This is a genomic window from Yersinia vastinensis (assembly GCF_902726565.1).
GTDB lineage: Bacteria > Pseudomonadota > Gammaproteobacteria > Enterobacterales > Enterobacteriaceae > Yersinia > Yersinia vastinensis.
This window is the reverse complement of record NZ_CACVAF010000001.1, coordinates 546,810-559,001: the sequence shown is the minus strand read 5'-3', so window position 1 is coordinate 559,001 and position 12,192 is coordinate 546,810. Positions and strand designations below refer to the sequence as shown.

Sequence of the window (12,192 nt, the reverse complement as noted above, 5' to 3'; positions counted from 1 at the left end):
TAAGCTGCCTGTACGGCAGCAAACATCTCACGCTTGGCTTTATCCGATGCTTCCTTTTTCTAAGCTGCCTGTACGGCAGCAAACCTGTTGATGTGGCAGAGGCTATATATAACGCATTTCTAAGCTGCCTGTACGGCAGCAAACGTGATGCGCGGATTAGCATTCGCAACATTGCCTTTCTAAGCTGCCTGTACGGCAGCAAACATGGCTATGGTTACGGCGGTGGAATTGGCGTGTTTCTAAGCTGCCTGTACGGCAGCAAACACGATAATATACAGAATTACAATTTACTTTTATTTCTAAGCTGCCTGTACGGCAGCAAACGATAGTTATCCATATCCCTGACGCGCCGATCTTTTCTAAGCTGCCTGTACGGCAGCAAACTTGGCAGAGTTGGTAGGGCGCTTGGGTGATTTTTTCTAAGCTGCCTGTACGGCAGCAAACGGATCACAACGCCAAGTTCTTGCTGGATGAATTTTCTAAGCTGCCTGTACGGCAGCAAACTTCCTGTACTGGTAAATTTGGCGCACGCTATCTTTCTAAGCTGCCTGTACGGCAGCAAACATACATGCGTTTTCCAATCAAATTTAGAGTAATTTCTAAGCTGCCTGTACGGCAGCAAACCGTAACGTCTTTCGTTGTTGTGTTACTCGCAATTTCTAAGCTGCCTGTACGGCAGCAAACAATGCTGTGAAGTCTTGGGGCTTGATATCAATTTTCTAAGCTGCCTGTACGGCAGCAAACGCGGTTCGGCTACACGTGTTGTTTCGATTGTTTTTCTAAGCTGCCTGTACGGCAGCAAACGTAGATGCTAGTGAGTCGTCATTCTGGCTTAGTTTCTAAGCTGCCTGTACGGCAGCAAACTCGGCAACATGAAAGTTATTAGTGACGGTTTATTTCTAAGCTGCCTGTACGGCAGCAAACATAAACGCTAGTTGTTTGTCCGTTTCCATTAACTTTCTAAGCTGCCTGTACGGCAGCAAACAGGGTGGAAGCTTGTTCCGATTGAGCCAAATTTTTCTAAGCTGCCTGTACGGCAGCAAACCCGGTACCGGAATAATTTCAGGAATATTTTGTTTTCTAAGCTGCCTGTACGGCAGCAAACATTTTATTTAACTTGCTCACTATCCAGTTATATTTCTAAGCTGCCTGTACGGCAGCAAACACAACGAGAGGGTATCAATCCGTAAATCTAATTTTCTAAGCTGCCTGTACGGCAGCAAACATGTCACTACTTTTGCTTTGGTTGCTATTGCTTTTCTAAGCTGCCTGTACGGCAGCAAACGTAGATTGTGTTCTCGTTACGCTTGAACTCAGTTTCTAAGCTGCCTGTACGGCAGCAAACAAGCGGTTGCAGCTCAACGCAACGTGTGGAAATTTCTAAGCTGCCTGTACGGCAGCAAACGAGTTACCTCAATCAGTATGCGTTTACTGCTTTTTCTAAGCTGCCTGTACGGCAGCAAACCATTTCTATTGAAGCGTTTTCACGTTCGCATTTTTCTAAGCTGCCTGTACGGCAGCAAACCCGATATTACCGAAGCCATGTGTAAGCGTGCTTTTCTAAGCTGCCTGTACGGCAGCAAACGGTCACATCGAGATTAATCGACAGGCCTACCATTTCTAAGCTGCCTGTACGGCAGCAAACATCATGGCGTCAAATTCATAACCGACATGCAATTTCTAAGCTGCCTGTACGGCAGCAAACGATAATAACTCCCCAAAAGAAATAATCATCCATTTCTAAGCTGCCTGTACGGCAGCAAACATAATTCCGGCGCGGTTAGCTGGTGGCCCTCTTTTCTAAGCTGCCTGTACGGCAGCAAACCTCATGACCGCAATCTCACAATATTGCGTTATTTTCTAAGCTGCCTGTACGGCAGCAAACACTCAGCAGCGCTCTGCAAAGCCAGACGAGTTTTTCTAAGCTGCCTGTACGGCAGCAAACTGACCGACTGCTAGTTGGGGTCACTGGCCGCCTTTCTAAGCTGCCTGTACGGCAGCAAACGGTGATTACGTCAATCTGGATGCGTTGGTCATTTTCTAAGCTGCCTGTACGGCAGCAAACAGCTTCACTCCTCCACCTCGAAAGAGCTTGTTTTTCTAAGCTGCCTGTACGGCAGCAAACAGCAACTTACTTACCTTGCTGAGGCCGTCAGTTTTCTAAGCTGCCTGTACGGCAGCAAACTTACTGTATCAAATGGTGCGATGAACCGGCATTTTCTAAGCTGCCTGTACGGCAGCAAACATGATTATCACCCTAAACACCATGATGGCTATTTTCTAAGCTGCCTGTACGGCAGCAAACTATGTCCAGACCATCACCGCCACGGAATGAATTTTCTAAGCTGCCTGTACGGCAGCAAACGTCTATAACTATTAATGGTGATTTGTTTCTCTTTTCTAAGCTGCCTGTACGGCAGCAAACACGATGCATCGTTTACCGTTGTTGCAGTGAATTTTCTAAGCTGCCTGTACGGCAGCAAACAAAGTATTGAGTAGCCATTTTAATTTCCTTTCTTTCTAAGCTGCCTGTACGGCAGCAAACTTATGGCATTACTGCGCGGATGGTATGCAGGATTTCTAAGCTGCCTGTACGGCAGCAAACAATCTCAACCCTGATGATTGCCTATTAATACATTTCTAAGCTGCCTGTACGGCAGCAAACAATGAGTTGTGTACATATGAGTGTACATATCATTTCTAAGCTGCCTGTACGGCAGCAAACACCATCGGCAAGATGCTGGATGAAAAAGTAACTTTCTAAGCTGCCTGTACGGCAGCAAACTAGCAAATTCAGTGACCAGCTTTGCCGTTTTTTTTCTAAGCTGCCTGTACGGCAGCAAACTTCAGTTGCGGGATTAGAGGCCGCAATGTGCCTTTCTAAGCTGCCTGTACGGCAGCAAACTCGCGAAGCTAACCCAAACATCGTCCGATTCTTTTCTAAGCTGCCTGTACGGCAGCAAACCACCGCATTTACAGACCGTTGGTTCTCATCTCTTTCTAAGCTGCCTGTACGGCAGCAAACACCGTAGTCCGGCTAGTAGTGTTCCAACCTTTTTTCTAAGCTGCCTGTACGGCAGCAAACGATCTCAATGCTCTAAAGATTCTGGTGGTACATTTCTAAGCTGCCTGTACGGCAGCAAACCACATCGAGCGGGTCGCCTTTAGCAATGTGTTTTTCTAAGCTGCCTGTACGGCAGCAAACCGTAATAAAAATATGCCATCACCCTGTTTATTAAACATAAAGCAGGATAGTGACAGGAAAACCCTTTTTTCTCCCCCTTTAATTACACCATGATAAAACAATGACTTAGAAATAGTCGAAAAAAAAGGGTTAAAACCAGGGTATGGTGGTACTGCTACTTAGACCGTAGGCAGAAAAACTTCCCAACTGAGCTTGTTCCCGCAATTCACCATGCTGAATATAAATTCGCATCGTATTGCCGTTCGAAAGGCTACGCAGTTGAATAAAAGGCAACCTAAGAGATTTCTGTTGGGTGTCAGGAATTTGTTCAAATGCCTGCTGTTCAGTTAGCCACCCTTTAGCAATCGATCTCTGCCGCTTGTTATGGGCGCTTTTTGCCTGTACTCGCCTCACCGTTCGGTATTGTACTGCCTTAGGCACTGGCAATACCGCACTGCATCGAACGTAGTCACGCAGACCTTGTAACCAGTTTTGCTGCATCAGATTAGCGATGTCTTGCGCCGAGCCGTGTAAACGCAACACGCTGCCCAACGTCTTATCACTACAGGGAAAACTCACGCCTATTCTCCCTGCTGCATAATGCCCTAACGCGCGGTGTAATTTAGCAAACAGATTATTGAGCAAATCCTGTGCTGAGGTTTCCAGATCGGGTTGAACCTTAATATCCAAATAGTGATCCATAATCACCTCGTTTAGCTTGCATCACCAAAGACGCCACCGCGAATCAACATAGCAATGACATAATTCTGCTGTGCCAAATCAGGCTCTTTACCTTTCAGTACCCAAGCGTCCAGCAGGTTATAAAAATCCAACTTTTCTCGAGGTTGCCGGTAAGCCTTGCCGCGATTGGTGACGGAGCCATAAGGCTCTACCGCAATCGCCCCTACCTCAGCTGACTCTGGGTGCCAGGTATCAATCGTACGCAGAGCATTACCAATTTTTTGCGAGTGCATGGCGGCCACTTGGTTCAGTTGGAACAAGAATTTGCTCTTATCTCCTTTACCGCCCCCCATCACCAATTCCTGCGAAGGGTAAACCGCCTGCCCTTGTCCCAGTCGAACAAAAGCTTGAACCTCAATAAAGGTATACTGCTGCCCTTGCAGATCCGCTTCTATTGCTTTGCTTAACTCCAGCAGATCGCCAGTCACCGGAGGAAATTCATGCAAACCGTGTGCGTAGCCATCAAACACCCAAGTGCGGCCACCACAACTCACCCGCACCTCGACCTGCTCAGCACCCACTCGGTTACGCCATAGGAAACGACCACTGGCAATATTGGTTGCATAACGTCTGGCAAGTTCACCAAATCCTTGACGGGCAACATAGCCCTGGATCACTGCAGCCAGAGCGGCCTGATAATCGGGATCGTTACAGGTGGAAGGCGTTGCTAAATCGCCAAGCACACGCAGAGTAAAGCTCACTTTCAATGTGTCACAGTCAAAGGGTAATGCCGCTACATCCACGGTTTGCAGGTTGGCTTTTTGTATCTCTGCATCTAGTTTCGTTGAATCACTACTAATAGCGGCCTTTAAACGGTTGGAAATCGTACCGCGTACCGCCTTTTCCTGCACCAGAATAGCCTGCCAGCAGGTTACATCCGTTCTCTCTTCCCAATTGCCCGCCGCCATAATCGCGTCAGAACAAGCCAACTTGCTTTCAAATGCCAGCACGGATGCCGTTTTTAATGTAATCGTTGCCATGATCCAATTCCTTTTTTATTAGAAAAAGTCGAAATCTTCTTCGAGTTGAAAAGCGCTGCCTGTAACGGTGTTAGGTTGTGCCTGGCAGAGATACCAGTCTTGGTCATGACTGTATTGCCAAAACATCTGTCGCAAGTCGTCAATATTGTGTGGGCTTTTCCATTCACCAATACCGTATACCGCCTCTGCGAAACGGAAAGGCGTAGCCCAATCGCGGCTGTTGTTTACGATGCCTGGCTCGTAGCAAGGCGAAATAGCGCGGAATCCTGTCATGATCGGCACCAACCAACCGCTTTCTGGCTTGGGTTGATAAGCCCATTGCGCTTTGTTGTTATCATCTTGCACGCCGTTCTCATCTTGCAAAGGTATTGCCTGATATTTCAGCGCAGAAAAATCGAGCCAGGCATCCAAGAGATCGGCTTCAGGTTGGTCTTGCTGCAGGCGTAATAGATGCTGCTGCAACAGGGAGGAACGATCGAGCAAGACAAAACCGGGCAGAAGACGCCGGGTAAAACGTGATCGCTCCTGTGCCGTCATTGGAAAAGCAACAATGTCGATATCCTGTAGCCTGCTGATCGTCCCTCCAGCCAATCGCTGGCTCTGGCACAACGGAAATAAATACTCACGTAGCGCCGCAATACCAGCTTCACCGCCAGAAATCAGCCCCTGACATTCCAGAACCAGGGAGATCTCCATCTGCATACGCCCCTCTTCAACAATAGGGGCCGTATTTCCCTCTTTAGTCAGCGGATTACGCGTTAATGCAAACACATAATCTCCCCATCCCGAAGGCTGATAGGTATGAATCTGATGATGATGGCACACCACTGCGCAGCCCTTTAACTCGATACCGTGGCTCTGCTGGAGCTTGCGCGATAACGCATGGGTATAACCCAAAAGTTGAGTGATGGCAGGAAAACCGTAAGTCAGTCCGGCAATGGTGTTTACATTGCTAACCTGAAGGTGGCGTAGGGTAATTAATGTACTCATACATCCTCCCTCCGCCCAAGGTCAAACTCCCAGAGGCGTTGACTGAAGACTTTCTGCCAGGCATGGTTTTCAGCTAGGGCAAACGTCATCCGCTTATGCTCCAGTTTCTCATTCAACCAAGAAGCAAACTGCTTGGCTATCTCGCCCGGCCAATTATTTTTACTGCGTTGTTGCTGAAACTCTGCGGAAGGATGATGAGGGTCTAGCCATATTTTCTGCGCATCAAGTAATTTACAGTCAGGATGCGAGCTCCAACCTGCTAATTCGGTCAGAGACTGTATCTCTGTAGCGTAGTTTAATAAGGTATCCACCAGCGCCACTACATAGCGCCCACGCCGTTGTCGTATCTCCAACGTACTCTCTTTTTCCGCCACACTGAGCAGATAGTTTTTCAGTTGATTGACCTGTTGCCAGGTACGGCGGTTAAATTCACTGCTATACAAAATGTCTTTACCGCTGGGAGGGGTTAAGCGGCCACGCCAACTGGGCGGCGCACAAGAGAGCAATAGCATTTTGCCCCCGCGTGAGACATTCAGGCTGGATATGTTCAATGGCTTGGAGCCACCGTAGATCTGGATTGCCGTTCCGGGATAACTCACCTGAAGTTCAGCATGATATTTCCCGGCCTTTTTTGCTTCACGGATCTCTTTGGCCTGTTCACCAAAACGGCTCTGCCCGATACGGGCATAAATCTCATGCGCCAGAGAAGAGGGAAACAACGGGCTTAACAGGTGATATTTCTGTTCTGCAACAGGAAAAAAGATCTGCTTGGCAAGAGGGTGCGAACTGGGATCTTTATCCACCAATGCCAGCTTAAAACCCGCTAACCACTCCCCCAACAACTGCGGATCGTCAGTAAAAGAGGTAAAAGGAGAGATATCGTCTTGCGCGATGCAATCCGCCACGCTGATACCATCCACGGTGAGCAGTAACAACGTAGCCGAATTCGCAGCTGCTGCGTTACCAATGGTATCTATTTCCGGTTGGCTTAGTACCAATGTGGATAAGTACCCCTTGGCAACGGTTGGCTCTCTGTCATCGAGCACACCACTGCCTTTCGCATCGCCATGGGTAAATTTCGGTGCGTGAGTCACCAGGCTGATCTGTTTGGCTCGTTTAGCCGCATCGGTTAACCAAGGTATATAGGCAAACTGATTATCCAGTGCCTGAAGTTGTGCCTGATATTCCGTACTGATTGCCACACGTCTGGCTGCCTCCGGCTCCTCCTTTAACGCCTTTTCGCAACTCTTCTCTACAGGTTCCTTTTTAACTCTTCGTCGCTCATCGATATAGCCAGCAATTGCAGCTGAGAGCCCCGTATATTCCATAAATTGATCCTCACATTAATGTAGCGAGTACGACATAGAACAACTAATAGCGTTCAAATATTAACCTTCCGATAAGTTTATTTAAACCTACGTATTTATATATTTAAAATGCCAAAAAGGACTTAACATTCATCAACCAATACGATTGCACTCCTACCGAATAGGTAGCTTAGAAGTAAGTACTTATGACCTCACTATCGTGCAGGTAACCCGCGCCCTTACTCAAGGGTGCGGAACACACCTAACACAGGATGATAGCGCCATGTCACAGAGGAATGATCCGTCTTCCGCAAGCGGATCTCACCGTAGCGAGCGCTGATTTCGTTGAGCTCCAGATCAAAACGTTCAGCCAAGAGTGGGTAAACATAGTCGGCATCTAGATTGAACCAAGGCTGATTACCTACAGCGAGTGTTAGCGCTACCGGTTCAATCACACTCACCGGCACATAACAAGGTGGCCTGGCATTCATGTCATACAGGCGAAAATCGGCAACCTCGCCGATCTCTTCCAGATAAAGAAAATACTGTTCATCCGCCGCAGATTGACGAAACGGGGTGCAACGTTGAAATTCAGCGTGCCAGGTGGGCTGGTTCAACCACCAGCGAGAAGCACTGAGCAGAGGCTTCTCACCACTTTTTTGTTGGAATAAGGCACACAGCAGTTGAGCATGTTCCAGCTCGGCAAAGTTGTCGTATTGCGTTTTGAGCTTAAGCGGCTCTGGTGACAAAATACGGGGTAATGCATTAATTTCCTGGTACTTGATGTCTCGCAGCAATACGGATAAATCGTGACTGGAAAAGCGGCGCCCCTGGCTTTCAAAACCTGGGTGGCGGTAAGCAATTTCCTGCCCGGCCAACGCATTAATGTTGTGCGTAAGAATGACGATATTCTCAGTTGCAGGTGGACACTGCCGATGCCGTTGTACCCGCCCTGCCAGTTGGACCAGTGAGCGCATAGAGCTGGGTTCGACAATTGCCCAGTCATAGTCATGATCGCGCCCAACCTCTGCTACCGAGGTTGCCAGCACCACAAACAACTGATTCTCCTCCGGTGCCTTTTGTATCGCGGCCTGAATTTCTGGCTGATGCCAGAGCGCGTCAGGATCGTGACGCGTCAACGCCGCATCAAGCCGTGTTTCAATATGGGAGCGCTGTGCCAAAGGGTGTTGGCTGTGATAAACACAGTAGTGAATCCGGTAATTTGTTTGTGGTGCCGTCGCCATCAATTCTGAAGCGAGCGCCACTAATGGGTTGATATTGGCTATCCGCACCAGACCGATAGAAACCCGTTTTTTACCCGGTGTGTGACACTGGTGGTGGGCTTGATGCAAAATCGACATCTGCTGCTGGATCACGCTAGCTATTGAACGCACCGCTTCCAGCTTGCCACCATGATTGCCACTGACTGCCGCCAGCCTAACCTTACGTAACACCTGTTGCCGGCTCAGCAAATTCTTCGCACGTTGCAGAACAAAAGCCTGATGCTTTTGCTTGAAGCTTTCTCGGTCTGCGATACTACCATTGCCGGTATCATATTCATCTACCCAGGCACAACAAATCTCGCCATGTGGATTAGGTTCGCCGTTGACGCGGGTATAATCCATCCACCCTTGTTGGTAGGCTTCAAATAACGCCACAATCAGGGCCGGTGGTAATGTTGCCGACGAGAGTAATACTCTGCTACCCAGCATCCCCGCCCAGTTGACCAACCGACATAATGCATGAAGGTCTGCTTGGTCAAAATCATCAGGTTCGTCCAACACCAGATCCGACGTTAGCAAGCGCAGCATAGGCGCAATCTGCTTACCCCCTCGGACACCTTCAGTCGCGGGTATCAAATGGTCGATAGTACTGACGAGGATCGGGGCACTCAGCAATTGCTGTAGTTTTGGGCTTGCCTTCAACCAACGGCTTAAGCGGCCATCTTCAAGACTACCGTCGTATTTTACATACATATGCTCGGCAAACAGATCGTCTGCCGACTCGCTGCCTGAAGCCTGTTGTTCTCGCTGTTGCACCTGCTCGTTCAACTCCTTGACGGCGGCAGAGCCGATCATAACGGCCAGATCATCATCCTGTAAGTGCAACCTATCGCGCAACGCCTCACCAGTCTGCAATGTCAATGTCCGTAAACCTAACGCCACGCTAAAACGGCAGCCCAGCGTCTCATCCGCCAAACCATACATAATCCGAGCATTGGCAAACGTCTTTCCACAGCCGGTAGAAGCCATATTGACGCCAAAAAAACCTTGCTGCCGAGTTTGTTCTCTTAACGAGCAAGCGAGATCATATGCCTTATCCTGCCAACGAAACTGGCTTTCGGTTGCTCGCTTTTTAAAGCCTTTATGCCGAGTTATCGCAGGAAGAGAGTCTCTCAGTGCCGGTAGACTACGGGCCAGCAGGAACGCATTATGAGCAACGCCGATGTTATGTTCATCCAGTCGCTGTTTACATTCGTGGGTGATACGGTCGGTGTTGGCAAAAGCGGTATAGTTGCGATCTTGCCACTTTCCCGTCGAGGGTTGAGCTGAATAAAAGTGATCTGCCAGCATCAGAACCAGACGAGAAAGATGTAACGTAAAGCGCTGTTCAAACCACCCTTCCCCGTTATAGAGCACATTACTTTGCAGGGCACGCCGAGCAATTTCCTGCGCCTTCATGCACCAAATTGCGCTCTTGAACGGTGTCCCCTTCGGAAACTGCCAGTTATGTTCACGTACCGACTCCGCATAGTCATTCATAAACTGCGGGGAATTCCAGCCGGGTGAAAAGCATTCGCTGAGCCAACGATCATGGTATTCAAGCTTTGGTGGATTTTTATATTCCGGCCAGCGGGATGACGCAGGATAAACAGGTAACCGATGATGAGAGACAATCAACCAGGCAACAACTTTCGCCAACGGCGGCAGTGCGGTGAATGGATTCTGTAGTGTTTGTACATCATCAGCAATCAAATGAGCCAGCAGCGTTGACTCATCCTCAGTACTCACGGTTGCCAATGCTTGCAGCCACAGTGCATCCTCCCGCTCAGCGACAAAAGCAGTAAATAACCGCAATGAGACCCATTCATGCCGGCAAGGCTCAAAAGAAGCCCCTTTTTTCAATAGTTTGTTTTGAAACAATCGGTTAGCTTTACCGAAATCGTGAAACAGCCCGGCAATTCCCGCTAACAGCGCGATAACCTCCGCATTGTGCCATTGATTCTCATCCCTACTACGCAAGATATCGCGCTGCGTGCTGTTCGTCGGTACCGTGCCCTGCGCATTAAAACGGCGTAGATTGCCCACAATCCACAGCAGTTCTGTGTTGTTAGCTCCCCGGACCCAATGACAAGCCACTGCCGTATTACGCTTGGCGGTTTTACGCAGCAGTTTCCTCAACGTATTCAAACCCTCTTGGGTAACCGGTGTTTGCCAAGTACGATCCCCTTTACGCTCGGCAAACTGGTCAAGAATACGACGCGTTTCTATCAATGCCTTTTTACTGCACTGAGCAACCAGCAATATATTCATTTACCCACCTGTGACAGACTTTCTGCGGTGTCCTTAAGGGTATCAATCATCACATCCAGTGCATCCGCCTGCTGAAATCCAGTGAGGCAACGCTGGCGAAACTGCTGTTCATCCTCCCCGGCCATCGCAGCAATAAAGGCTTGTGGCAGAATCAAAGCATCTTTAATCAAATCAGCAATATCAAACACCAAACCACCGCGTCGGGTTTTTCCATGAAGTATCGACAAACCATGCGGCAGGCCAATAACCCAAGCCGCAGTAGCACCAAGGCCATAAGCCAGATAGTTACCGTGATCTAAAAATCGATTAGCGATGTCGATACCGCTGCCGCGTTTGGCACGGAGGAACTCGCCATACTTCACACCATTAGCCGCCAATTTATAGAGCGCTTTAGTCATGACCGCCTCTTGTGCCAGAACATCGTTGCTATTCTGACAAGCGGATAAGCGCTGGATAAAATTGTCCAGCACGGAATTAAGTTGAGCAGCATCGACATCGAAAGCCTGTTCACGCTGCATACGCGCCGAGAGCCAATGAGTACGAATTTGAGCAATGCGCTGTTGCTGAAAAGCAATGGCTGCAGCCAGACGCTTATCATCGTTAAACCAGAAACTCACCCAATGCTGTAGATATTCCGTTGGCCGGTATTCGCTTTGTGGCGTTAACCAGGAAACATCCACTTCAACTTCATTAGCAGTAAACAAAGGCGTGCCCCCACCGCCACAAAATCCAACCAAAACTCCCGCTTTAGCAAACTCACGCATGGCTGCCTGAGTGACTGAAGTTCCTGTTCCCAACATCACCGCCGTAGTGTTGGCAATAGGAATGTTCCAGTACAAAGATTGCTTACCTTCGTCTGTGACATATTCAACCCGCCCGCCATTGACCAGAATTCGACAATGTTGAAGATAATAGAGATTGGCGCGTTTTGAATGCAGAATGGTTTTCATATCGGAGGGCGAGAATGGATTATTCATGGAAGGGCAACATCCCTATTTTCAGCTATAACATCTTCCATACGTGATTTTTCAGGCAAGATGTCGACGGGTTTCCCCAAGTTTTAGCATGCCGCGAATTCAGATAATAAGTACAACGTTAGGTCATTATGGTGAGGAAGGGGTTAACAGCTGATAAGCTTTCCCTCTTCCAGCGAAAGATGAGCGAGTAACCATGAAGTACAGCAGCTAACTGAAGAGCAACGATACCAGATTGCCCTGTTTTTTAAAGAAAATTGTAGTTATCGTGAGATTGGTCAGCCCGTCGACGGTTTCCCGTGAACTCAGGCGTAACAGCACAGCAGAAGGCTATGCCCCAGAAAATGCTCAGCGCTTGTGTGAGCAACGGCGTGCTATGTCGGCAAAGCGGTCCATAAGTCAGAGTGCAATTGATTTTATTGAGTTTGCACCGGAGTGGAAGTGGAATCCTGAGCAGATAGGCACAGTTCGAAGGTGATAGAG

At 48.6% G+C, this 12,192-nt stretch carries 6 protein-coding genes, 1 pseudogene and 1 CRISPR repeat array (1 of these 8 cut by a window edge); of the genes and pseudogenes, 1 reads left to right on the top strand and 6 read right to left on the bottom strand.

Annotated elements, in window-relative coordinates:
• Positions 1–3,205: a CRISPR direct-repeat array (repeat unit 28 nt; unit sequence TTTCTAAGCTGCCTGTACGGCAGCAAAC); it reaches 846 nt to the left of the window's first position.
• Positions 3,206–3,334: 129 nt separating this feature from the next.
• The 6 genes from cas6f to cas1f form a co-directional block, all read right to left on the bottom strand.
• The gene (gene cas6f / locus HUZ92_RS02500; RefSeq protein WP_050098031.1) at positions 3,335–3,886 is read right to left on the bottom strand and encodes a type I-F CRISPR-associated endoribonuclease Cas6/Csy4; all 552 of its coding nucleotides are present in this window, start codon (positions 3,884–3,886) and stop codon (positions 3,335–3,337) included.
• 11 nt (positions 3,887–3,897) lie between these two features.
• Positions 3,898–4,905: a type I-F CRISPR-associated protein Csy3 gene (csy3, locus tag HUZ92_RS02495; RefSeq protein ID WP_145579869.1), complete on the bottom strand. Its 1,008-nt coding sequence runs from the start codon at positions 4,903–4,905 to the stop codon at positions 3,898–3,900.
• A gap of 18 nt (positions 4,906–4,923) precedes the next feature.
• A complete protein-coding gene (csy2, locus tag HUZ92_RS02490) occupies positions 4,924–5,895 on the bottom strand; it encodes a type I-F CRISPR-associated protein Csy2 (protein ID WP_145579868.1) in 972 nt (323 codons plus the stop codon).
• A complete protein-coding gene (csy1, locus tag HUZ92_RS02485) occupies positions 5,892–7,223 on the bottom strand; it encodes a type I-F CRISPR-associated protein Csy1 (protein WP_050296085.1) in 1,332 nt (443 codons plus the stop codon). The genes csy2 and csy1 overlap by 4 nt, the downstream gene beginning before the upstream one ends.
• Before the next feature lie 218 nt (positions 7,224–7,441).
• Positions 7,442–10,735 (bottom strand): type I-F CRISPR-associated helicase Cas3f, encoded by a 3,294-nt coding sequence (cas3f, locus tag HUZ92_RS02480; RefSeq protein ID WP_050296084.1) that lies wholly within the window; start codon positions 10,733–10,735, stop codon positions 7,442–7,444.
• Positions 10,732–11,712, bottom strand: a complete 981-nt coding sequence (gene cas1f, locus HUZ92_RS02475; RefSeq protein ID WP_050296083.1) for a type I-F CRISPR-associated endonuclease Cas1f — start codon at positions 11,710–11,712, stop codon at positions 10,732–10,734. The genes cas3f and cas1f overlap by 4 nt, the downstream gene beginning before the upstream one ends.
• Before the next feature lie 231 nt (positions 11,713–11,943).
• Between cas1f and HUZ92_RS02470 the strand changes: the two are divergent.
• Positions 11,944–12,184: pseudogene (locus HUZ92_RS02470) on the top strand (IS30 family transposase); the annotation flags it as partial.
• Between the last annotated feature and the right edge of the window lie 8 nt (positions 12,185–12,192).